Source organism: Pinisolibacter sp. (assembly GCF_036782435.1).
Taxonomy (GTDB): Bacteria; Pseudomonadota; Alphaproteobacteria; order Rhizobiales; family Ancalomicrobiaceae; genus CALBKH01.
The window spans coordinates 1-21,721 of the sequence record NZ_DAIPZB010000018.1 but is presented as its reverse complement, the minus strand read 5'-3'; the positions used below and the strand labels follow the sequence as shown (position 1 = coordinate 21,721).

The 21,721-nt window shown below is 68.3% G+C and carries 19 protein-coding genes, 1 tRNA gene and 1 pseudogene; 14 read left to right on the top strand and 7 right to left on the bottom strand.

Annotated features, from left to right (window positions below):
* The first annotated feature begins 117 nt into the window (after positions 1–117).
* The 7 genes from dnaG to V7Q42_RS09675 all read left to right on the top strand — a co-directional run bounded on the left by dnaG (position 118) and on the right by V7Q42_RS09675 (position 7,091).
* Positions 118–2,097, top strand: a complete 1,980-nt coding sequence (gene dnaG / locus V7Q42_RS09705; protein WP_333823819.1) for a DNA primase — start codon at positions 118–120, stop codon at positions 2,095–2,097.
* Positions 2,098–2,518: 421 nt separating this feature from the next.
* A complete protein-coding gene (rpoD, locus tag V7Q42_RS09700) occupies positions 2,519–4,507 on the top strand; it encodes an RNA polymerase sigma factor RpoD (protein WP_333823818.1) in 1,989 nt (662 codons plus the stop codon).
* Between the two features lie 57 nt (positions 4,508–4,564).
* Positions 4,565–4,840 carry a DUF4160 domain-containing protein gene (locus V7Q42_RS09695; RefSeq protein WP_333823816.1) on the top strand — a complete coding sequence of 92 codons (276 nt, stop codon included), beginning with the start codon at positions 4,565–4,567 and terminating at the stop codon, positions 4,838–4,840.
* The gene (locus tag V7Q42_RS09690) at positions 4,821–5,090 is read left to right on the top strand and encodes a DUF2442 domain-containing protein (protein ID WP_333823814.1); all 270 of its coding nucleotides are present in this window, start codon (positions 4,821–4,823) and stop codon (positions 5,088–5,090) included. Before V7Q42_RS09695 ends, V7Q42_RS09690 begins: the two co-directional genes overlap by 20 nt.
* A gap of 31 nt (positions 5,091–5,121) precedes the next feature.
* Positions 5,122–5,397 (top strand): HlyU family transcriptional regulator, encoded by a 276-nt coding sequence (locus tag V7Q42_RS09685; RefSeq protein WP_333823813.1) that lies wholly within the window; start codon positions 5,122–5,124, stop codon positions 5,395–5,397.
* Positions 5,398–5,757: 360 nt separating this feature from the next.
* Positions 5,758–6,609 carry an urea carboxylase-associated family protein gene (locus tag V7Q42_RS09680; protein ID WP_333823812.1) on the top strand — a complete coding sequence of 284 codons (852 nt, stop codon included), beginning with the start codon at positions 5,758–5,760 and terminating at the stop codon, positions 6,607–6,609.
* Positions 6,610–6,689: 80 nt separating this feature from the next.
* Positions 6,690–7,091, top strand: coding sequence for an acyl-CoA thioesterase (locus V7Q42_RS09675; RefSeq protein ID WP_333823811.1), 402 nt, complete (start codon positions 6,690–6,692; stop codon positions 7,089–7,091).
* 267 nt (positions 7,092–7,358) lie between these two features.
* Here the strand turns inward: V7Q42_RS09675 and V7Q42_RS09670 are convergent.
* Positions 7,359–7,754 (bottom strand): annotated as a pseudogene (locus V7Q42_RS09670) (septal ring lytic transglycosylase RlpA family protein); the annotation flags it as partial.
* 631 nt (positions 7,755–8,385) lie between these two features.
* Here V7Q42_RS09670 and V7Q42_RS09665 point away from each other — a divergent pair.
* Positions 8,386–8,461 (top strand) — tRNA-Ile (locus tag V7Q42_RS09665).
* A gap of 3 nt (positions 8,462–8,464) precedes the next feature.
* On the opposite strand, the gene V7Q42_RS09660 is transcribed toward V7Q42_RS09665, so the two are convergent.
* The 5 genes from V7Q42_RS09660 to paaZ form a co-directional block, all read right to left on the bottom strand.
* Complete coding sequence (locus tag V7Q42_RS09660) at positions 8,465–9,655, bottom strand: NnrS family protein (protein WP_333823810.1); 1,191 nt, start codon at positions 9,653–9,655, stop codon at positions 8,465–8,467.
* Positions 9,652–10,242 (bottom strand): UbiX family flavin prenyltransferase, encoded by a 591-nt coding sequence (locus V7Q42_RS09655; protein WP_333823809.1) that lies wholly within the window; start codon positions 10,240–10,242, stop codon positions 9,652–9,654. Before V7Q42_RS09655 ends, V7Q42_RS09660 begins: the two co-directional genes overlap by 4 nt.
* A gap of 303 nt (positions 10,243–10,545) precedes the next feature.
* Complete coding sequence (locus tag V7Q42_RS09650; protein ID WP_333823808.1) at positions 10,546–12,042, bottom strand: UbiD family decarboxylase; 1,497 nt, start codon at positions 12,040–12,042, stop codon at positions 10,546–10,548.
* A 104-nt stretch (positions 12,043–12,146) separates the two neighbouring features.
* Positions 12,147–12,311: a DUF1127 domain-containing protein gene (locus V7Q42_RS09645; protein WP_333823807.1), complete on the bottom strand. Its 165-nt coding sequence runs from the start codon at positions 12,309–12,311 to the stop codon at positions 12,147–12,149.
* A 375-nt stretch (positions 12,312–12,686) separates the two neighbouring features.
* Positions 12,687–14,720, bottom strand: a complete 2,034-nt coding sequence (gene paaZ, locus V7Q42_RS09640) for a phenylacetic acid degradation bifunctional protein PaaZ (protein WP_333823806.1) — start codon at positions 14,718–14,720, stop codon at positions 12,687–12,689.
* Positions 14,721–15,045: 325 nt separating this feature from the next.
* Between paaZ and paaG the strand changes: the two genes are divergently transcribed.
* From paaG to V7Q42_RS09615, 5 genes are all read left to right on the top strand, one after another.
* Entirely contained in the window at positions 15,046–15,879 is an 834-nt protein-coding gene (paaG, locus tag V7Q42_RS09635; RefSeq protein ID WP_333823805.1) for a 2-(1,2-epoxy-1,2-dihydrophenyl)acetyl-CoA isomerase PaaG, read from the top strand.
* On the top strand, positions 15,869–16,312 hold the full coding sequence (paaI, locus tag V7Q42_RS09630) for a hydroxyphenylacetyl-CoA thioesterase PaaI (RefSeq protein ID WP_333823804.1): 444 nt from the start codon (positions 15,869–15,871) through the stop codon (positions 16,310–16,312). Before paaG ends, paaI begins: the two co-directional genes overlap by 11 nt.
* Positions 16,313–16,402: 90 nt before the next feature.
* On the top strand, positions 16,403–17,713 hold the full coding sequence (gene paaK, locus V7Q42_RS09625; RefSeq protein WP_333823803.1) for a phenylacetate--CoA ligase PaaK: 1,311 nt from the start codon (positions 16,403–16,405) through the stop codon (positions 17,711–17,713).
* 10 nt (positions 17,714–17,723) lie between these two features.
* Positions 17,724–18,323, top strand: a complete 600-nt coding sequence (locus V7Q42_RS09620) for a TetR/AcrR family transcriptional regulator (RefSeq protein ID WP_333823802.1) — start codon at positions 17,724–17,726, stop codon at positions 18,321–18,323.
* 184 nt (positions 18,324–18,507) lie between these two features.
* Positions 18,508–19,035, top strand: a complete 528-nt coding sequence (locus V7Q42_RS09615) for an REP-associated tyrosine transposase (protein WP_333823801.1) — start codon at positions 18,508–18,510, stop codon at positions 19,033–19,035.
* Positions 19,036–19,164: 129 nt separating this feature from the next.
* Here the strand turns inward: V7Q42_RS09615 and paaX are convergent, their stop codons facing one another.
* Positions 19,165–20,094: a phenylacetic acid degradation operon negative regulatory protein PaaX gene (paaX, locus tag V7Q42_RS09610; RefSeq protein WP_333823800.1), complete on the bottom strand. Its 930-nt coding sequence runs from the start codon at positions 20,092–20,094 to the stop codon at positions 19,165–19,167.
* A gap of 317 nt (positions 20,095–20,411) precedes the next feature.
* Here paaX and V7Q42_RS09605 point away from each other — a divergent pair, with 317 nt between their 5' ends.
* Positions 20,412–21,437, top strand: coding sequence for a hypothetical protein (locus V7Q42_RS09605; RefSeq protein ID WP_333823799.1), 1,026 nt, complete (start codon positions 20,412–20,414; stop codon positions 21,435–21,437).
* Positions 21,438–21,721 lie beyond the last annotated feature (284 nt).

Below are 21,721 nucleotides of genomic sequence, written 5' to 3'. Positions count from 1 at the left end.
GCTTTGGGGTTGGTTCATCGCCTCCGACAGAATGTATATACAAACATATTTTGTCAAGCGCTCCGTGGAAATAGCTTTTCGTAGCGGACCGGCCCCTCGCTCCCCTATAGTCCCTCCATGAAGTTCCCGCCGCACCTTCTCGACGAGATCCGTGCTCGGCTTCCGGTTTCGGACGTCGTGGGGCGGCGTGTGCGGCTGAAGAAGCAGGGGCGGGAATTCGCCGGCCTGTCGCCGTTCAATCCGGAGAAGACGCCGTCTTTCTTCGTCAACGACCAGAAGGGCTTCTATCACTGCTTCTCGAGCGGGAAGCACGGCGACATCTTCCGCTTCCTGATGGAGACGGAGGGCCTGTCGTTTCCCGAGGCCGTCGAGCGGCTCGCCGCCGAGACCGGCGTCGTCCTGCCGAAACCGGATGCGCGCGAGGAGAAGCGCGAGCGTCATCGCGCCTCGCTCGCCGACGTCACCGAGATGGCGGCGCGGTTCTTCGAGGAGCAGTTGCGGCTCTCCTCCGGCGCCTCGGCCCGGGCCTATGTCGAGAAGCGGCGGCTCGAGCCGCGCACCGTCAAGGAGTTCCGCATCGGCTTCGCCCCGGCGGAGCGCGACGCGCTGAAGCGGCACCTTCTCGGCAAGGGGGTCGACGAGCAGGCGATGGTCGACGCCGGGCTCACCATCAAGCCGGACGACGGGCGGCCCGCCTACGATCGCTTCCGCAACCGGCTGATGATCCCGATCCAGGACGAGAAGGGCCGGGTCGTCGCCTTCGGCGGTCGCGCCATGAGCCCGGACGACCAGCCGAAATACCTGAACTCGCCGGAGACCGAGCTCTTCCACAAGGGACTGATGCTGTTCAACGGCCACCGCGCCCGGCAGGCGGCCTACGACCAGGGCTCGGTCATCGTGGTCGAGGGCTATCTCGACGCCATCGCGGTGTGGCAGGCGGGGATCCCGAGCGTGGTGGCGACGCTCGGCACCGCCTTCACCGAGGAGCAGATCCAGCGGATGTGGCGCTTCGCCGCCGAGCCGGTCGTCTGTTTCGACGGCGACAAGGCGGGCGTCAAAGCCGCCTATCGCGCCGTCGACCGCATCCTGCCGCATCTCAAATCCGGTTTCTCGTTCAACTTCGTCTTCCTGCCCGACGGCAAGGACCCCGACGAATTGATCGCGCTCGGCGGCAAGGCGGCGTTCCAGGCGGAGGTGGAGCGCGCCGTGCCGCTCGCCGACGTGCTGTGGGATCGCGAAACCCGCGGCGCGGCGATCGACACGCCGGAGCGCAAGGCGGCGCTCGAGAAGCGGCTCGAAGATCTCGTCCACGAGATCCGCGACGGACGGGTTCAACGCGCCTATCAGCTCAGATACCGGCTCAGGCTGTCCAATCTCTTCTGGTCGTCGGAGCGGGGCGAGCGGGGGGAGGGCTTCGCCAAGGGGGGGCGTGCGGCGGCGCCGTGGGGCGGACGCGGGACGGGACGGGCCGAGCCCTCGGCGGCGATGCCGCCGATGCCCGACGGCGATCTCGTCGGGCTCGAACGGGTGGTGCTCGGGCTCTGCGTCGAATATCCCGACCTCTTCGAGGCGGCGGCGGAGCGGATGGTCGGCCTCGATTTCGGGCTCGAGCCGCACGAGGCGTTCAAGCGCGAACTGTGGCGGATGGCGACGGAGGTGTCGGACCTGTCGGTCTCCTCCTTCTACGAGGGCATCGATCCGCGCTTCTTCTTCCTGCTCGAGGAATTGCACGGTTCGGAGGTGACCGACGGTGCGGGGCGCGTGACGAGCGGGCGCGGCGACCGGCTCAAGCAGCGCTTCAAGGTGCTGAAGTTCCATCCGCCGGAAAGCTGGGTGGAGACCTGTCTGTGGCACTTCCTCGACCGGCTCGAGCTGCGCCACATGGAGCGCGAACTCGAACGCGAGGTTTCCCAGGTCGGGCCGGACGCCGACGAGAGCGTCGAGGCGCGCATCCTCGGGCTCTCCCGCGACATCGGCCGGCGGCGCGAGGAATTCGCCCGGCGCGAGCAGGAACTCGCCGAGGAAGCCAAGGAGATCCGCCGGGCGCAGGGGGGGAACGGCGGCGGCATCGCGGCCGGGGGAATCGCCGGCGGATGAGGCGCCGGAACGGCCTCGCTGTGAAATTACAGGAGATTCCGGAGAGGTGGTGGACACACGATTCGCGCGGCGCGGCGAATCGTGTGACGAATCACCCTTGCGCAATCCGATTCGCTCGTTAAATAAAGCCTCTCCCGGAATGTCCCACGCATCGGCGCAGCCCTTCTCGCGCGATCGGGACGACGTTTCGCGAAAGACCGGTCCTTCGGCGTCCGCCGCCGAAACGCGAGTGATGCGGGCCATCGCGCGCATCGGTGCGACAGTTAATCGGAGCTTAGGACAAGCGCCGTAATTCAACCTTTCGGCCGTTCGACCCGAGGGTCACTCCCTCGACGGCTTCGCTTCCCCCTCGAGCGCCCGCCCGGGCGACGGGGTGACGAGGCCCGGTCGCGACGGCTCGCATTCCTCCAGGAGATGCTTCATGGCGACCAAGGCAGGCGAGCAGGAAGAGACCGAGGTGCAGGCGCCGGAAACCCCGGACGGCCCGCTGCTCGACCTCTCCGATGCCGCCGTCAAGCGGATGATCAAGATCGCCAAGAAGCGCGGCTTCGTCACCTATGACGAGCTCAACGACGTGCTTCCCTCCGAGCAGGTGGCCTCCGAGCAGATCGAGGACATCCTCGCCATGCTCAACGAGATGGGCATCAACGTCGTCGAGACGGAGGAGGCGGGCGAAGAGGACGAGAACAACAAGGGCGAGGAGGAGGAGGCCGAGTCCACCGACCTCGCCGAGGCGCCGTCGGCGCTGCCGGCCCGTACCACCACCACCCGTGAGCCGGCCGACCGTACCGACGATCCGGTGCGCATGTATCTGCGCGAGATGGGCTCGGTCGAGCTTCTGTCGCGCGAGGGCGAGATCGCCATCGCCAAGCGCATCGAGGCCGGTCGCGAGGCGATGATCGCGGGCCTCTGCGAGAGCCCGCTGACCCTCCAGGCGATCATCATCTGGCGCGACGAACTCAACGACGGCAAGATCCTCTTGCGCGACATCATCGACCTCGAGGCGACCTATGCCGGTCCCGACGGCAAGGCCGGCGGCCCGCCGATGGTGCCGGTCGACGAGGAAGCCGGCGAGGAGACGGAAGAGGCGGCGGAGGCGGAAGCCGAGAGCGGCGACGACGACGGCGACGACATGGAGGGCAACGTCTCGCTCTCCGCCATGGAAGCCGAGCTCAAGCCGAAGGTGCTCGAGACCTTCGACCGCATCGCCGACGACTACAAGAAGCTGCACCGCCTGCAGGAGCAGCTGGTCGAGGGCCGTCTCAAGAACGAGACGCTGTCGCCCTCCCAGGAGCGCCGCTACAAGAAACTCAAGGAAGACCTCATCAACGAGGTGAAGAGCCTCTCCCTCAATCAGGCGCGTATCGACAGCCTGGTCGAGCAGCTCTACGACATCAACAAGAAGCTGATGGGCTTCGAGGGGCGTCTCTTGCGCCTCGCCGAGAGCTACGGCGTCGCCCGCGACGACTTCCTCAAGAACTACCAGGGCTCGGAGCTCGATCCGCACTGGCTGCGCCGCGTCGCCAATCTCGGCACGCGGGGCTGGCGTGACTTCGTCAAGAACGAAGGCGACACGATCAAGGAGTTCCGCGGCGCGATCCAGAACCTCGCCTCGGAGACCGGGCTCGAGACCACCGAGTTCCGCCGCATCGTCCACATGGTGCAGAAGGGCGAGCGCGAGGCCCGTCAGGCCAAGAAGGAGATGGTCGAGGCGAACCTGCGTCTCGTCATCTCGATCGCCAAGAAATACACCAACCGCGGCCTACAGTTCCTGGACCTGATCCAGGAGGGCAACATCGGTCTGATGAAGGCGGTCGACAAGTTCGAGTACCGCCGCGGCTACAAGTTCTCGACCTATGCGACGTGGTGGATCCGGCAGGCGATCACCCGCTCGATCGCCGATCAGGCGCGCACCATCCGCATTCCCGTCCACATGATCGAGACGATCAACAAGATCGTCCGCACCTCGCGCCAGATGCTGCACGAGATCGGCCGCGAGCCGACACCGGAGGAGCTGGCCGAGAAGCTCGCCATGCCGCTGGAGAAGGTGCGCAAGGTCCTCAAGATCGCCAAGGAGCCGATCTCTCTCGAGACGCCGATCGGCGACGAGGAGGATTCGCATCTCGGCGATTTCATCGAGGACAAGAACGCCGTCCTGCCGATCGACGCGGCGATCCAGAGCAATCTTCGCGAGACGACGACGCGGGTGCTGGCCTCGCTCACCCCGCGTGAGGAACGCGTGCTGCGCATGCGCTTCGGCATCGGCATGAACACCGACCACACGCTCGAAGAGGTCGGCCAGCAGTTCTCGGTCACCCGCGAACGCATCCGCCAGATCGAGGCGAAGGCGCTGAGGAAGCTGAAGCATCCGAGCCGGTCGCGGAAACTCCGGAGCTTCCTCGACAACTGAGGATCACAGGACCCCGGCGACGACGCCGGGGTTCTTCGTTTCGGGAGGACCTTGCCCGTGCCGGTGATCGCGATCTTCTACGGCATCGTCATCCGCATGTATTCGAAGGATCATCCGCCGCCGCATTTCCATGCTATCTATGGCGGATCGGAAGCGATGGTCGACATCGCGTCGGGAAGGATCGTCGAAGGGCGGCTACCGCCGACGGCGGCGCGTCTGGTATCGGAATGGGCGGGGCTCCATCGCGACGAACTCTTCGCCGATTGGGAACGAGCGCGGGCAGGGATGCCGCTGGAGAAGATCGCAGGTCTCGATGCTGAACAAGATCGCTGAACTCTCGGTCGAAGCGCCGTTCGGGCTGCGTGTTCGGTTCGCCGACGGAGCGAGCGGCGTCCACGACTTCGCCGCACTGGTCGCCGAGCCCGGAGAGATGGTTCGGCCGCTGCGCGAACCCGCTTTCTTCGCGCGGGTATTTCTCGAATACGGTGCGCCGACGTGGCCGAACGGCTTCGATCTCTGTCCGGACTGGTTGCGCGGCGAGATGATCGCCGCCGGCGAACTGGTCCTCGCCGCCGCCGAATGACGACGAACGCTGCCGATCCCGGAGGCTCGCCATGTCCCTTCTGAAACGTCTCTTCGGCTCCTCCCCCAAGGCCCCCGAGCCCGAGCCGACGATGGAGCTCGACGGGTGGATCGTGCGCGCCACGCCGTTCCAGGAACAGGGGCAGTGGCAGCTGTGCGGGGTGATCTGCCGCGAGGTCGACGGGGTCACGAAGGAGAGCCGCTTCGTCCGCGCCGACCGCTTCGCCGATCGCGATACGGCGATCGAGATGGCCTTCGACAAGGCGAAACGCATCATCGCCGAGCAGGGGTTGCGGATGTTCGGCTGAGGCTGCGAGGCGCGGCGGTTCCGCGGCGCGTGGCCGGCCATCGAAACGTTCGTACGTGTCCGGTGGGTCGAAGGCGGTGCTGCGAGGACCCCTTCTCCCCCTGCGGGAGAAGGTGGCCGAAGGCCGGATGAGGGAGCTGGGCCGCTCCTCGCCTTCGAACGTCGGGTCCTCACCGCATCGCCGCTACGCGGCGCCCTTTCATCCGCCCCTTCGGGGCACCTTCTCCCGCGAGGGGAGAAGGAAGGTGGGGCGGCCGCGAAGTGACCACACGAGGTCGATACGGGCGGGAATTCCGGCCGGGGCGCTTGTGCGCCGGCGCCGGCTCGGCGAAGCTTCCCGCGCCCCGCCGGAGACCCGCTCATGCCGAAACCCGCCGCTCCCGCCGATGCCGAGGCGCGTCGTGCCGCACCACCCGTCGTCACCTACGAGGTCGAGCATCTGCCGCCCTTCGACGCCGCCTTCTACGAGCGGGCGCGCGAAGGGATGACCAGGATCGACGAGGTGATCGTCGGCCCACGCGACGCGGCATCGTTCCGGGTTCCGGCCGGGCATTTCTTCCGCATCGTCTCGATCGAGGGGCCGCAGGTCGGCGATCTCAATCTGTGGAACGCGAACGATCCGATCGAGCGCTTCTTCTCCGGCAAGACACGGGCGCTGCACGCCACCCATGTCGGCGTCGGCGATCGGCTGTGGTCGAACCTGCCGTACCTCAGGCCCATGGCGACGATCACCGCCGACACGCTCGGTTGGTACGGTTTCGATGCCGACGGGGCCGGCGTCCACGACGTCATCGGCACGCGCTGCGACCCCTACACCAACCGGCTGCTCAAGGGCGTCGACTATCACCACTGTTGCCACTCGAACCTGACGCGGGCCCTGGCGCAAGCGACCGGACGGACGCTCACGCAAGCCGAGCCGCTGGTGCACGACGTGCTCAACGTCTTCATGTGCACCGGCTTCACCCACGACACCCATCGCTACTTCATGAAGGCGAGCCCGGTCAGGCCCGGCGACTTCCTGGAGATGTTCGCCGAGATCGATCTCCTCGGCGCGCTGTCGGCCTGTCCGGGCGGCGATTGCGGGGCGACGCATTCGTCGGACGCGGTCGCCTGCCACCCGCTGAAGGTCGAGGTCTTCGCACCGCGCGACGGCGTGCTCGCCGGATGGACGCCGGCGGAGGTCAATCCCTATCCGCGCAGCCACGGGCCGTGAGGCAGCGCCGCGTCGGCGGGCTTCCGCCGCGCCCGGACGGCGGTTAGGCTTCCTGCGTGACAACCGATACCGAGGCCGGAATGACCGATTCTCCCACCACCTGCGACATGCCCCGTGGCGAACTCACCGTCCGCGTCATCGCCATGCCGGCGGACACCAACGCCAACGGCGACATCTTCGGCGGCTGGGTGCTCTCCCAGATGGACGCCGCCGGCGGCATCCGCGGAGTGGAGCGGGCGCGCGGCCGCGTGGTGACGATCAAGGTCGATACGCTGATCTTCATCCGGCCGGTGCAGGTCGGCGACGTGCTCTGCGTCTATACCGACGTCGAGAGCATCGGCCGCACCTCGATGAAGATCCACATCGAAGCCTGGGCGCAGCGCTTCCGCACGGTGACCCGCGAGAAGGTCACCGACGCCACCTTCACCTTCGTCGCCGTCGACGACGAGGGCAAGCCGCGGCCGATCCCGAAGGAGGGGTGAGCGATCATCGGCTCCGCGTGCCGCGGTCCCTGAAAGACGAAAACGGCTCCGTTCGGGTGAACGGAGCCGTTTCTTCGTCTCGTCCGACCGGGGTCAGCGGTTGGAAGAGGCGGTTCGATCGATCATCGCCCGTTCGGCCTCGGTGAGGACGGGCTTCGCCGCGACTTCGTCGCCGGAGGTGGCCGCGGCGGTGGTGCCGGTCGTCTCGGGCTCGAGCGAGGCCACCTTCATCGAGCCGGCCACCGGGCCGGGCTTGGCGCCGGTTTCCGCGGTTTCGATGGCGACGCGGGTGAGGCCGGCGCCGGTGAAACCGAGGACGTCCGCCGCGCCGCGCGACAGGTCGATGATGCGCCCCTTGATGAAGGGGCCGCGGTCGTTGATGCGGACCACCACCGACTTGCCGTTCTTCAGGTTGGTCACCTTGAGATGGGTGCCGAGCTTGACGGTGCGGTGGGCGGCGGTCATGGCGTGCATGTTGAAGCGTTCGCCGGAGGCGGTCGGGCCGCCGTGATGTTCGCGTCCGTAGAAGGAGGCGATACCCTGGCCCTGGACCTTGGCCGATCCGGCGAAGGCCGGGGCGCAAGCGAGGGCGAGGAAGCCGGCGGCGAGCAGGGCTCGACGCGGCGCGGCGCCGCGAAGCGCGGCGGCGGGGGCTAGGATCATGCGATTCCACTCCGATGGGGCACGGCCACCCGCCATGGGTTCATGCGGCGCGTGCACTCGAGGTGTCCCGGGCTCTGCGAGCTCTCGTGGGGACCCACCTCACGGGTCGATGGCCGGATCGGGTCTCCCCCCGAAAACGCGCCACCGGCTCGGGAGCCGGGTTCGCATCGGTGCGATCACCCGGTCTCCTCCGGACCTCGCCGGCGATCGCATCCACGCTGATCGGCGGCGGTCCGCAACGTCGTCCGGTGGCGTTCGACGCCATCGCGGGAGACGGAATTGTCTGTACCGACTGGTGCTTCTGCGCTTCTCCGAAGGGAGCGATCGGCGCGCCTCGCACGAGGCCTCGCGTCCGACGTCTCCGGTCGGCCCACGGGGACGATCTTCGCGTCGTCTCCACCGTCGGCGTTAACGGATGGGCTCCGGGCCCCCGTCGCGGTCGAGATCGGGCACGCCGGATCCTCCTCCGGCGGCGGTGATCCCCGGCTTTTCCACGAGGAATGTGTTCCGATCATGGCGCGTGCTTGTCGGTCGACCACACGTCGTGCTAGGCGAGAGGCCGACTCACTCGGCGTCGTATGCGGGCCTCGAGCGGACCGCGAGGTTCGAAGCCGTCCGCCAAGTCGCCGAAGGGCCTGTAGCTCAATGGTTAGAGCCGGCCGCTCATAACGGCTTGGTTGGGGGTTCGAGTCCCTCCGGGCCCACCACTTTCACGACACCTCGCCGAACTCGTCCGCCGTCGCCGCGGTCGTCATGCCGCCGGCCGGTGCGGGCAGGCGGCGGTCGCGCGCGACGAGCACCGCCAGCGTCGCGTAGGCCGCGATCCAGGCCCCGGCCGAGGCGTGAAGGAGGCCGAGCGGCAGTCCGGCGAGGCCGGCGGCGAGACGCGCCGCGACGGCGACCAACAGGGCGGCGACCAGTGCGTCGGCGAGACGGCTCACGCTCAGCGCCTTGCCGGAATAGCGGCGCACCACCGAGGTCATGATCGCCGCGCACATCAGCCCGAGCGTTCCGGCGCCCCAGGCGTGAGCGGCGACGTCGACGAGGTCGAAGTCGTCCCGGAGGATGGCGACGGCCATCGTCGCGAAGCCGAGGGGGAGGAACGAATAGCCGAGGTGGAGGGCGAGGAAGGGCGGGCGATCCCGGGTCGACCAGCCTTTCCAGGTGGCGAGCCTCGCGGCATGGAACAGAGCGGCGAGCGCCAGGGCGACGGCGGTCGTGGTGGCTCGCGGGGCGAAGGTCCACGCGGCGAGCGCCGAGAGCGAGACGGCGAAGACGGTGATCTCGAAGCTACGCGGTGTCGGCGGCGCCTGCGGTTCGCCGCGCATGTCGGCGAGGTGGCGGGTGAGCGCCGGGGCGATGCGACCGCCCATCACCATGGCGATCGACAGAGCCGCGGCGAAGGCCGACCGGAGGGCGAACGACGTGTCGCCGGTCGGCGCCGAGACGAGGAAGGCCGCGTCGGCGAGGGCGAGGACGGCGAGGAGCGCGACGAGGCCGAAGTCGCGGCGGTCGCCGGCCGCGACGATGCGAGATCCGGCGTAGGCCGCGACGGCGGCGAGGGCGGCCGGAGAAGTCCACAACCACATCGAGGACGGCGAGAAGACGAAGGCGAGGCGGGCGGCGAGGAAGAGGAGGGCGAGGCCGACGATCGTCGCCGCGGCGGGCGAGGGGCGTTTCGTCCAGCGCGGCAGGGCGGTGAGCATCACCCCGGCGAAGGCGGTGGGGAAATGGCCGAAGAGCATCTCGTGGGCGTGCCAGTCGATCGCCGAGAGCCCGGCGGACGGGGACCAGCCGCCGGTGAGGGCGGGCAGCGTCAGGGCGATGGTGGCGATCGAGCCGAGGGCGGCGAGGGGAAAGAAGACTTCGTAGGCGGCGAGACGGGTGGCGAGCGGCTTCATGGCCGTCGGCCCGTGGTCTCCTCCTCGCCGGTCCATTCGGCGGCGCGCGGCAGGTCGGGAAGGTCGAGGAGATCGACGGCGCGATGGGCGATGTGGTCGACGATCGCCGCGACCGAGGTCGGCTTCAGATAGAAGGCCGGCACCGGCGGGGCGACGATGGCGCCCGCCTCGGTCACCGCGGCCATGGCGCGCAGGTGGCCGAGGTGCAGCGGGCTCTCGCGGGCGACCAGCACCAGCCGGCGGCGCTCCTTCAGCGTCACGTCGGCGGCGCGGATCAGGAGGTCGGAGGCGGCGATCGAGGCGATGGCGCCGACCACCCGCATCGAGCACGGCGCGACGATCATGCCGGCGGTGCGGAACGAGCCGGAGGCGATGGCGGCGCCGATGTCGTCGATCGGATAGCGGACGTGGACGAGCGCCTGCAATCGGGCGAGCGCCCCGGGGCCGATCTCGTGGGCGAGGGTACGTTCCGCTGCGGCGGAGACGACGAGATGGGTCTCGATGCCGCCTTGCGCCAAGATCTCGGCGACGCGCAGGCCGATCGCCGCACCCGAGGCGCCGGAGAGGCCGAGGACGACGCGGGGCATGGTGTCTCCGTTCGAATGACGTCCGAACCGGCGGTTCGGGCTGCATCTGTTCATCTTCGCGGTCTCTCGGCCCGTTGCGGACCGGGATCGGGGAAGGTGCTCTCATCCGGTTCTCTCCCCCCCTGGAGGGGGAGAGACAGAGAGGGGGGGACGAAGACTCCTCCTCTCCGACGTCGAAGCCGGGGCGATGCCGAGCCCCCCCTCCCTGTCCCTCCCCCTCGAGGGGGGAGGGGACATCGGGGTGAGCCCTTGCCCCGAGCGCGGCTCATCGCGTCAGCCGGTCGGTGCTTCGTGTATTCGTCGTCATATCCCCAGCCTCCCCCACATCTCATCGACGCGGGCCGACACCTCGGGGCTCTGTTCGAGCACGCGACCCCATTCCCGTTCGGTCTCGGTGCCGATCTTGGTGGTCGCGTCGAGGCCCATCTTGCCGCCGAGACCGGATTTCGGCGAGGCGAAATCGAGATAGTCGATCGGCGTGCGGTCGACCAGCATGACGTCGCGCGACGGGTCGGAGCGGGTCGAGATCGCCCAGAGCACGTCGTCCCAGGAGCGGACGTCGATGTCGGCGTCGACGACGATCACGAACTTGGTATAGGCGAACTGCGGCAACATCGACCACAGGCCCATCATCACCCGGCGCGCCTGCCCCGGATAGGATTTGCGGATGGCGACGACCGCGACGCGATAGGAACAGGCCTCGGGCGGCAGCCAGAAGTCCGTCACCTCGGGAAACTGCTTCTTCAGGAGCGGCAGGAACAGCCGGTTGAAGGCCTCGCCGATGCGCGACGGCTCGTCCGGCGGCCGGCCGGTGAAGGTCGAGAGATAGATCGGCTCGCGGCGCATGGTGATCGCCGAGACCTCCAGGACGGGGAAGTCCTCGACCGAATTCCAATAGCCGGTGTGGTCGCCGTAGGGGCCCTCGGGCAGGGTCTCGGTCGGCGACACCCAGCCCTCGATCACGATCTCGGCGTCGGCCGGCACCTTCAGGGGCACCGTCTTCGCCGGCACGAGGCGGGCGCGCTCGCCGCGGGTGAGACCCGAGAAATGCAGCTCGGAGAGATCCTGCGGCAGCGGCAGGACGCCGGCGAGGATGGTGCCGGGGTCGGCGCCGATCACCACGGCGACCGGCATCTTCTCGCCCCGTGCGGCCCAGGCGCGGTGGTGGTGGGCGCCGCCGCGATGGGCGAGCCAGCGGGCGATCAGGCGGTTCTTCCCGGCGACCTGCAGGCGATAGACGCCGACGTTGTATTTCGCCGTCGAGGTGGTGTCGGGCGGGCGGGAGATCACCAGCGGCCAGGTGACGAGCGGCGCCGGCTCGCCCGGCCAGCAGGTCTGGACGGGGAGGCGGGAGAGATCGATCGCCTCGCCGGTGAGCACCTGCTCTTGGCAGGGCGCCGAGCCGATGGTCTTCGGTCGCATGGAGAGCGCCGCCTTCAGCAGCGGCAGCTTGGACAGCGCATCCTTGACACCATCCGGCGGGGTCGGGTCGCGCAGGGCGGCGAGTTCCTCGCCGAGGCGATCGAGGTGGGTGGGCTCGATGCCGAAGCCGAGGGCGACGCGCTCGACGGTGCCGAAGAGGTTGACCAACACCGGAACCGCCGAGGCCGTGCCGTCGGCAAGGATCGGCTTCTCGAACAGCAACGCCGGGCCTCCGGCGTGGAGGACCCGGCGATGGATCTCGGTCATGTCGAGAACGGTGGAGACCGGTTTGGCGATCCGCCTCAGGAGCCCGCGACTGTCGAGCAGGGCGAGAAAGGCGTGGAGATCGCGGAACGGGGGCAGGTCGCGGGTCGGCACGTCTCCCTCCTCGGGGCTCGCCATCGGCGCGCATGAGGAGGGGAAGAGCGGGTCGGACGCTTTGACCTCGGTCAACACCGGGGCTGCCGCGTGGAACGACGGCCTCAGATCATCGAGTCGCGGGCGATCTTGCGGATGTCGCCGCGGGCGATGCCGAGGTCGGCGAGTTCACGGTCGCCGAGCGAGTTCAGCTCGGCGATGGTGCGGTGATAGAGGTGGTAGCGACGCAGGCTGGAGCCGATCGTACGGGCAAAACGGGTGAGGGGCATGGAGTGACCTTTCATGTCTTCGTGCCGCAATTTCCGGCATCGATGAAATTCATTTCGATCTCAATCTAGTTTGCGATGCAGCAAATCAGAAGTCTCGAGGATGGGATTCCGTCATGCGCAATCCGCATGGATCGGTGCGCATTCTCGCCATCTTCCGATCGGTCTCGCCATGTTCTCGCCTTGACTCTCAACGTGAAATTCTCGCGATGACGTGGCGTCTCCTCGGGCGAGGAGCGTGAGAAATCACCATGTCATGCAGAATTCGACGGGCCCCGTCCCTTTCTCATGATTGTGCAAATGCGAAACGACCTCACCCCGGGAGCGGTTCTCGCTCCCGGGGTGAGGCGGGTCGTCGGATCGTGGGCGGGACGCCGGTCAGGCGGTGTGGGCGTTCATGGTCAGGAGGTCGTAGGTGGCACAGGTCTCGCCTCCGCTCGTGATCTCGACGTCCCAGCGCACTTCGCCGTAGTCGGCGTTGCGCGGGTTCTTCGACTTGACCGTGAGGCGCACCTCGATCGCCTCGCCCGGCTGGACGGGCTTGAGGAAGCGAAGCTCGTCGAGGCCGTAGTTGGCGAGCACGGGCCCGCGCGCCGGCTCGACGAAGAGACCGGCGGCGAAGGCGAGGAGCAGGTAGCCGTGGGCGACGCGGCCAGGGAAGAAGGGATGGCCCTTCACCGCCTCCTCGTCCATGTGGGCGTAGAAGGTGTCGCCGGTGAAATGGGCGAAGTGCTCGATGTCCTCGAGCGTCACCACCCGCGGCGGCGAGCGGAACGTCCGGCCGAGTTCGAGTTCGTCGAAGGTGAGGCGGAACGGGTGGACCTCGCCGATGATCTCGGGGGTGCCCTTGATCCACGAGCCGCCGATGGCGGTCAGCATGGCGGGCGAGCCCTGGAGGGCGGTGCGCTGCATGTAGTGGTGGACGCCGCGGACGCCGCCCATCTCCTCGCCGCCGCCGGCCCGACCGGGGCCGCCGTGGACGAGCTGCGGCAGCGGCGAGCCGTGGCCGGTCGATTCGCGGGCGCAGTCGCGGTCGAGCACCAGGATGCGGCCGTGCGAAGCGGCGATGCCGAGCACCACGTCGCGCGCGACTTCTCGGTCGTAGGTGACGAGCGAGGCGACGAGCGAGCCTTCGCCGCGATGGGCCAGCTCGATCGCGTCGTCGAGATCGCGATAGCCCATGAGCGTCGACACCGGGCCGAAGGCCTCGACTTCGTGGATGCGGTGGGCCGAAGCGGCGTCGCGGGCGCGCAAGAGGATGGGGGCGAGGAAGGCGCCCTTCTCGGCGTCGGCACCGTCGACGTTCGGCGTGGTCTCGCCGCAGATCACGTCGGCTTCGGCCTTGAGCTTCTCGACCTGGGCGAGGACGTCGCGGCGCTGCGCGAGGCTTGCCAGCGCGCCCATCCTGGTCGTCTCGAGGCCGGGATGGCCGATGCGGACCTCGGCGAGCTTCGCCGAAATCGCGTCGCCGACCGGCTCGATCAGCGCTTCCGGCACCAGGGCGCGGCGGATGGCGGTGCACTTCTGTCCGGCCTTGACCGTCATCTCGGTGACCACGGCCTTGACGAAGAGGTCGAACTCCGGCGTGCCGGGGACCGCGTCGGGGCCGAGGATCGAGGCGTTGAGGCTGTCGCGCTCGGCGACGAAGCGCACCGCGTTCTCGGCGATCTTCGGGTAGCGCTGCAGCGTGGCGGCGGTGGCGGCCGAGCCGGTGAAGGAGACGACGTCCTGGCCGCTCAGATGGTCGAAGAGGTCGTGGACCGAACCGGAGACGAACTGGAAGGCGCCGGGCGGCAGGATGCCGCTCGCGACGATCAGCTTCGCCAGCCCTTCGGCGAGCGGTGCGGTGGCGGTCGCCGGCTTGGCGATCACCGGCACGCCGGCGAGGATCGACGGGCCGAGCTTCTCGAGCAGGCCCCAGACGGGGAAGTTGAAGGCGTTGATGTGGACAGCGACGCCTCTGAGCGAGGTGAAGACGTGGCGGCCGACGAAGCTGCCGCGCTTCGACAGGCCCTCGACCGCGCCGTCGAGCAGGAAGGTCGAGGCCGGCAGCTCGCGGCGGCCCTTGGAGGCGTAGACGAAGAGCGTGGCGATGCCGCCGTCGATGTCGATCCAACTATCGGTCCTGGTCGCGCCGGTGTCGGTGGAGAGCGCATAGAGCGCCGCCTTGTGCTCACCGAGATGGAGGGCGAGCTTCTTCAGGAGACCGGCGCGCTCGTGGAAGGTGAGGCGGCGCAGCGCCGGACCACCGACGCGGCGGGCGTGCGCGGCCATGGCGCCGACGTCGAGGCCGGCGGAGGAGACGCGGGCGATCGCCTCGCCGGTCACCGCGGAGAAGACCTCCGGCGCGGAACCGGCGGCCTCGAACCAGCGATCGAGGGCATAGGAGCGGAGAAGCGGCAGGTCGGCCATCGGGATGCCTCGAAACGTCGTGCGGGAGCGCGTCGCCCGGATCGGGGGCGGCGCGGCGATGGGGCGATGTCGGGAGCGGTGGTCGACGCCATGTTGCGATGGCGAACGACGGCACGGAGACCGCACGCCGCCACTCGCGACGCAGGGCACGGCCGTGCATGATCTTCCTCCCGGAACGGAGGCCTTCTCGTGCGCCGCCGGCCTCTTCGGTCGGACGTCGCCGGGGTCTCTCGTCGATGGGGAGTATATATTGACCAACCGGTCGGTCAACTATAAAACCGAGAGGGTCGACGGCCGGGAACGGGTCGCGACGGAGGGAGTGACGATGTCCGAGACGAACGACGCCGCCGTCGAAACACCCATCCTGGTCGAGCGCCTCGGCGCGGTGGCGCGGGTGGTGCTCAATCGGCCGGAGCGGCTGAATTCCTTCACCGTGGCGATGCACGCGGCGTTGCGCGAAGCGCTCGAGGCGATCGCCGCCGACGAGGGCGTGCGCGCCGTGCTCATCACCGGAGCGGGGCGCGGCTTCTGTGCGGGCCAGGACCTCTCCGATCGGGCGGTCGCCCCTGGTTCGGCGCGGCCGGACCTCGGGGAGTCGCTGGAGCTGCGCTACAACCCGCTCGTCCGCCTGATCAAGTCGATGCCGAAGCCGGTGGTGTGCGTCGTGAACGGCGTCGCGGCGGGGGCGGGGGCCAACATCGCACTCGCCTGCGACATCGTTCTGGCGGCGAAGTCCGCCTCCTTCGTCCAGGCCTTCGCCAAGATCGGCCTCGTGCCGGATTCGGGCGGCACCTGGACGCTGCCGCGGCTCGTCGGCGAGGCGCGCGCCAAGGGGTTGGCGCTCACTGCCGAGCCGATCGCGGCGGAGAAGGCGGAAGCCTGGGGCATGATCTGGAAGGCGGTCGACGACGCCGATCTCGACGCCGAGGCGCGGGCGCTGGCGGCGCGTCTGGCGGACGCTCCGACGCAGGGGTTGGCGCTGACCAAACAGGCGTTGCTCGTCTCCTCCACCAATTCCTTCGACGCGCAGCTCGATCTCGAGCGCGATCTGCAGCGCGCCGCCGGTGCGACGCCGGACTACGCCGAGGGCGTCGCCGCCTTCAAGGAGAAGCGCAAGCCGGTATTCACCGGGCGGAAGGGCCGAGACGATGGACGCTGACACTCTGGCGCGGACCTGTGCCGATCTGATGTGGGCCGACGACAAGGCGGCGCAGGCGCTCGGCATCCGCCTCATCGAGGTCGGGCCGGGGCGGGCGCGGCTCGCCATGACGATCGGCCCGACGATGGTCAACGGCCATCACATCTGCCACGGCGGCTACATCTTCACGCTCGCCGACACCGCCTTCGCCTACGGCTGCAACAGCCGCAACGACCGGGCGGTGGCGCAGCACTGCTCGATCACCTTCGTCGCGCCGGCGCGCGAGGGTCAGGTGCTGGAGGCGGTGTGCGTCGAGCGCCAGCGGGCCGGGCGCTCCGGCGTCTACGACATCACCGTCACCGACGAGACGGGCAAGACGATCGCCGAATTCCGCGGGCTCTCCCGCACCATCAAGGGTACCTTCCTGCCGCCGGAGGCGGTGGCGCAAGGCTGAACCCGAAGAGCTTTCCGCCCGCGTGGGCGACCCTCGAACGGGCGAAAGACCCGCGAGGTGCGACGAGAACGACGTTCAGGAGGAACTCCCATGTTGGACCTCACCCCGGACCGCAAGTCCCTCGACCCGATCGAAATCGCTTCCCGCGACGAGATCACGGCGCTGCAGACCGAACGCATGGCGTGGTCGCTCAGGCACGCCTACGACAACGTCGAGACCTATCGGAAGAAGTTCGATGCCGTGGGCGCCCATCCGGACGACTTCAAGCAGCTCTCCGATCTGGCGAAGTTCCCCTTCACCACCAAGGCCGATCTGCGCGACGCCTATCCTTTCGGCATGTTCGCCGTGCCGCAGGAGAAGATCGCCCGTGTCCACGGGTCGTCGGGGACGACCGGCAAGCCCACCGTCGTCGGCTACACGCTGAAGGACATCGACACGTGGGCGAGCGTGGTGGCGCGCTCGATCCGCGCCGCGGGCGGCCGGCCGGGGATGAAGGTGCACGTCTCCTACGGCTACGGTCTCTTCACCGGCGGTCTCGGCGCGCACTACGGCGCCGAGAAGCTCGGGGCCACGGTGATCCCGGTCTCCGGCGGCATGACCGAACGCCAGGTGCAACTGATCAACGACTTCTCGCCGGACGTCATCATGGTGACGCCGTCCTACATGCTCGCCATCCTCGACGAGTTCCGCAATCAGGGTCTCGACCCGCGCGAGTCGTCGCTCGCCGTCGGCATCTTCGGCGCCGAGCCGTGGACCGAGGCGATGCGCCGCGAGATCGAGAACGCCTTCGACATGCATGCGGTCGACATCTACGGCCTCTCCGAGGTGATGGGGCCGGGCGTCGCGCAGGAGTGCGTCGAGACCAAGGACGGGCTGCACATCTGGGAGGACCACTTCTATCCGGAGGTGATCGATCCCGCGACCGGCGCGGTGCTGCCGGACGGCGAGAAGGGCGAACTCGTCTTCACCTCGCTGACCAAGGAGGCGCTGCCGATCATCCGCTATCGCACCCGCGACCTGACGCGGCTCATGCCCGGCTCGGCGCGGTCGATGCGGCGGATGGAGAAGGTCACCGGGCGCTCCGACGACATGATGATCGTGCGCGGCGTCAACGTCTTCCCGACCCAGATCGAGGAGCTGCTGCTCAAGGTGCCGGCGCTCGCCGGGCACTACCGCATCCTGCTCACCCGTGACGGTCGCATGGATCTGATGACGGTCGAGGTGGAAATCCGGCCGGAATCCGATTACCCGGACGTCGTGGCGGAATCGGGCAAGCGGTTGTCGCGGTTCATCAAGGACACGATCGGCATCTCGGCCAAGGTGCAGGTGGTGCCGCCGGGCTTCCTCGAACGCTCGCTCGGCAAGGCGAAGCGGGTGTTCGATCAGCGGCCGAAGGGGTGAGGGGGCGAGGGTGGCGAGACCGAGGGCGGCGGATTACGACGCCAAGCGTGAGACGATCCTGAAGAAGTCGGCCGAGCTCTTCGCGCGCGCCGGCTACGACGGCACGTCGCTCACCGACATCGCCAAGGCCTGCGGCACGTCGAAGGCGCTGCTCTATCACTACTACGAGAACAAGGAAGCGCTGCTCTCGGACATCATCCGCGCCCATCTCCAGGAGTTGGTCGACGTGGTGCGAGAGGCGCGATCGGTCGAGGGCGAGCCGCGGGTCCGGCTGGAGGCGCTGGTGCGCGCCCTGCTCGAGGCCTATCGCGACGCCGACCACGAGCACGTCATCCAGATCAACGAGATGAGCCGGCTGCCGAAGGAGGCGCAGGACGAACTCAAGGCGATGGAACGCGAACTCGTCGTTCACGCCAAGGAGGCGATCCTCGAGGTCAACCCGGCGCTCTCCGAGCGCCCGGAACTGGTGAAGCCGGTCACCATGTCGCTGTTCGGCATGATGAACTGGAGCTTCATGTGGTTCAAACCGTCGAAGGGCATGACCCGCGAGCAATATGCCGGCCTGTTGACGACGCTGATCGCCGAAGGGTCGCGGGCCGCGGTGGGGTGAGGCCGTGCTCGTAGGGTGTGCCGAGCGAAGCGAGGTGCACCACCGGCGTGCCGGGGGATGTGCGAGACGGCATCCGCGATCACCTGTGGCTCGGTGCGACACGGATCGATCCACCATCGCCGGTTGTAATGCGCCTCTTCTTCGTCGATGATCGCCCGAGTGCCATCGCCAGAGGGACCGGATCGTGCCCGAATACAGACGCCCGCGGGTGACGGGGGGTACTTGGTTCTTCACGGTCACCCTCGCCGATCGCCGCAGCCGACTTCTCGTCGAAGAAGTCGATCTTTTGCGGCGCATCTTCGGTGATGTCCGGCGCCGGCGACCCTTCCGTGTCGATGCGATGGTCGTCTTGCCGGACCACATTCATGCCGTCTGGACACTGCCGGAGGACGATGGGGATTTCTCCACCCGCTGGTCATTGATCAAGGGCGGCTTCACACGGATGTTGACGCGGTTCGGCCGAGAGGTCGCCGTCGGGCGACGCGAGGGGGAGCGTGCGCTGTGGCAACGGCGTTTCTGGGAGCATCGGGTCCGTGACGACGACGATTTCGGTCGTCATGTCGATTACTGCCACATCAATCCGATGAAGCATCGTCTGGTTCGACGGGTAGCGGACTGGCCATATTCGACGTTCCATCGCGCCGTTCGTGAGGGGATCGTCGCGGAGGATTGGGCCGGCGTGGCTGATATTCCCGGCTGCTTCGGCGAATAGATCGGGCGAAGCGCGGCCGGGTTCGTAGGGTGTAGCCTCGCGAAACGAGGTGCACCTGTTTTGGACACGATGACATGTCGGTGTGGGCGAGCGTGGAGAGCGGTGCAGTTCGCTTTCGCTCACCGCACCCTACGCCTCCTCGCCCAGGCCGCCGAAGCGTCCCCACCAGCTCGCCGCGGGCTGGCCGATGGGGCCGTCGGGGGTGAGCATGGTGCGGGCGAGGTGGGCCTCGGCGGGGGCGCGCAGCGTGCGGTAGAGGTTGCGCACCAGGAGGCGAGCGGCGGCACCCGGCCAATCGGCGGGAAGCAGTTCCTCGGGCAAGAGCGGATCGCGCAGGATGGCGCGTCGCCAGGCGTGGACCAGCAGGATGCGGAGGCGGAAGGCCTCGCGCGGGCTCGGCTCGGCACGCTCGATCCGGGCCAGAAACGGCCGGAAAGCATCGAGGAAGTTGGCGTAGCCGGCGGCCAGAGCGGCGAGGTCCCAGGCGCGGGCGACGAGATCGCGCAGCGCCTCGGGTCGCGCCCAGTCCTCACCGGTCGCCCGCATGACCACGGCGCCGTCGTCGGCGACGGCGTCGGCGAGCGCCTGTCGCAGCGACGCCTCGTCGGGCTCGGGATGGATCATGACGCCGGGGAGCAACTGGCCGAAGCCCTGCCAGGCGAGATCCTTGCGCAGCGCTTCGCGCGCCTCGCCCTCGACGAGGCCGGTGAAGACGACCGTCCAGCGCCCGCCCCAGGGCGCGGCGCGGCCGGCGTAGATGATGCGGTCGGCGGCCTCGAAGCGGCGGCGACCGCTTTCGGTCAGGCCATAGGCGGAGCGGCGGCCGACCTGGGTGGAGCCGAGCCAGCCCTCCTTGGAAAGGCGGAAGACCGAGGTGCGCACCACCCGGTCGTTGAGGCCGAAGGGTTCGACCAGATCGACCAGACTGCCGAGCCAGATGACGCCGCCGTGCGGCGCCACCGCGTCGCCGTAGAGCGACACGATCAGCGACTTGGCGTCGGGGCGCAGACGCTCGGCAAGGGCGTCGATCGCCGGATCGAGGCGGTCGGGAGGTGGCATGGACGTCTCGTTCGAAGCCTCCGGTGGGACGGGCGTGGCGCCCGCCGTGTCGTGGCGACGGTATCCTCGGTAGCAGAAGCGCCGGCAAGCGTCACCCGCCCGCACTTGTTCGCCATCGTAATTCTGTTCGTATCACGAACTTTCCGAAGTGATACAAAATTCGTCGGTTGATGCGACGAAACGTATCACGTATGACTCCCTCGACGAGCCGTTCAATCGGTTCGAACGGCGGAACGCCGAGGAAACGCCGCGGACCCGATCGATGTCGGGACGCCACGCCCAAGCGACGAACAACGTCTCAAGTTCGGAGGACTCCGATGTCCGGTCCCACCAAGCTCGCCCTCACGCAGGATCTGCCGCCGCCGACCGAGCAGCCCAACGTCTATCCGCTCTCCTGGCACAACAAGACCGCCAAGCTCGAAGAAGTCTGGGACGCCTCGGTGCGCGAGCAGTGGGACCCCAAGGCGCTGCCGTGGGACACGTTCGACGTCGAGAGCTACACCTGGGAAGAGCGCGAGGCGATCGCCTACTGGTGGACGATCCTCTCGGTGTTCGACGCCTCCGCTCCGCCGGTCTTCGCCGAGGCGCTGATCAAGACCTACGAGGTCCACGAGGAGGACGCGGTGCGCCGCTGCTTCTTCTCGGTCACCCGTGACGAGCAGAACCACGAGCAGATGTGCGGCCTCGCCATCACCAAGCTGCTCGGCTCGCCGTCGCCGCTCGAGCACGAGCCGAAGACCGAGCTCGGCCGCAAGGCCAAGCGCAACGCCCAGTGGCTCTACTACAACGGCGGCCGCTACTGGAACGGCTACAAGAAGGCGGTGCCGAAGTATTCGCTGGCGGTGCTGTTCTCGTCGTTCCTGATGGGCGAGATCGCGGCGGCGACCATCTTCCACCAGATGGCGGCGGGCTGCACCGAGCCGGTGTTCAAGGAGGCGTTCCGCAACATCGGCCGCGACGAGGGTCGCCACATGGCGATCTGCATGGCGGTGATGGAGCGCGACTATCCGAAGCTCGCCAAGGAAGACGCCGCGATCATCACCAAGCAGATCCGCGCCGGCTACCTCTTCCTCTCCGCCGTGCTGTTCGAGCCGCCGGAGGAGTTCTGGGACATCCCGGCCGACTTCATCGAAGTGCAGAGGAAGTGCGAGGCGGTGGCGCGCGGCGCCGGCTTCCACATCCCCGACTACGAGGCGAAGAAGGAGAACTGGAAGAAGGCGATGCTCAACCTGAAGGGCGTGCTCGACAAGTACGACATTCCCTTCCCGGCGATCCCGGAGGTCGGTATCTCCGGCCAGGAGATCCTCCAGGTCGACATGGACGAGATCATCCCGGTGTTCTGAGGACGCGAGGGGGGGCGCGAGCGTCGGGCGGTCGTCGTCCCGATGCGCCGTGCCCCCCTCCCTGTCCCTCCCCCACGAGGGGGGAGGGAACGCACGTGGAACCGCCCATCGACCTTCGCGAACCCGGTCTGTCGCAACCGTCGAAGGAGCGATCGCCTCGATCTTCGCCCCGTCGTCCTCTCCCCCTCGGAGAGGGAGGGACAGGGAGGGGGGCACGGCGCATCGGCAGGCGCCGTGGATCGACGATCGTGACAGGCGGTCGGGCAGGATGGCAAAGTGGTATC

Excerpts from the sequence above, each read along its gene's own strand:
- V7Q42_RS09680 (WP_333823812.1), top strand. The coding sequence starts at position 5,758 with ATGCCGAAACCCGCCGCTCCCGCCGATGCCGAGGCGCGTCGTGCCGCA.
- V7Q42_RS09605 (WP_333823799.1), top strand. The coding sequence starts at position 20,412 with ATGTCCGGTCCCACCAAGCTCGCCCTCACGCAGGATCTGCCGCCGCCG.
- V7Q42_RS09690 (WP_333823814.1), top strand. The coding sequence starts at position 4,821 with ATGCTGAACAAGATCGCTGAACTCTCGGTCGAAGCGCCGTTCGGGCTG.
- V7Q42_RS09655 (WP_333823809.1), bottom strand. The coding sequence starts at position 10,242 with ATGCCCCGCGTCGTCCTCGGCCTCTCCGGCGCCTCGGGTGCGGCGATC.
- paaZ (WP_333823806.1), bottom strand. The coding sequence starts at position 14,720 with ATGGCCGACCTGCCGCTTCTCCGCTCCTATGCCCTCGATCGCTGGTTC.
- rpoD (WP_333823818.1), top strand. The coding sequence starts at position 2,519 with ATGGCGACCAAGGCAGGCGAGCAGGAAGAGACCGAGGTGCAGGCGCCG.
- dnaG (WP_333823819.1), top strand. The coding sequence starts at position 118 with ATGAAGTTCCCGCCGCACCTTCTCGACGAGATCCGTGCTCGGCTTCCG.
- paaG (WP_333823805.1), top strand. The coding sequence starts at position 15,046 with ATGTCCGAGACGAACGACGCCGCCGTCGAAACACCCATCCTGGTCGAG.
- V7Q42_RS09645 (WP_333823807.1), bottom strand. The coding sequence starts at position 12,311 with ATGCCCCTCACCCGTTTTGCCCGTACGATCGGCTCCAGCCTGCGTCGC.
- V7Q42_RS09675 (WP_333823811.1), top strand. The coding sequence starts at position 6,690 with ATGACCGATTCTCCCACCACCTGCGACATGCCCCGTGGCGAACTCACC.
- paaI (WP_333823804.1), top strand. The coding sequence starts at position 15,869 with ATGGACGCTGACACTCTGGCGCGGACCTGTGCCGATCTGATGTGGGCC.
- paaX (WP_333823800.1), bottom strand. The coding sequence starts at position 20,094 with ATGCCACCTCCCGACCGCCTCGATCCGGCGATCGACGCCCTTGCCGAG.
- paaK (WP_333823803.1), top strand. The coding sequence starts at position 16,403 with ATGTTGGACCTCACCCCGGACCGCAAGTCCCTCGACCCGATCGAAATC.
- V7Q42_RS09660 (WP_333823810.1), bottom strand. The coding sequence starts at position 9,655 with ATGAAGCCGCTCGCCACCCGTCTCGCCGCCTACGAAGTCTTCTTTCCC.
- V7Q42_RS09685 (WP_333823813.1), top strand. The coding sequence starts at position 5,122 with ATGTCCCTTCTGAAACGTCTCTTCGGCTCCTCCCCCAAGGCCCCCGAG.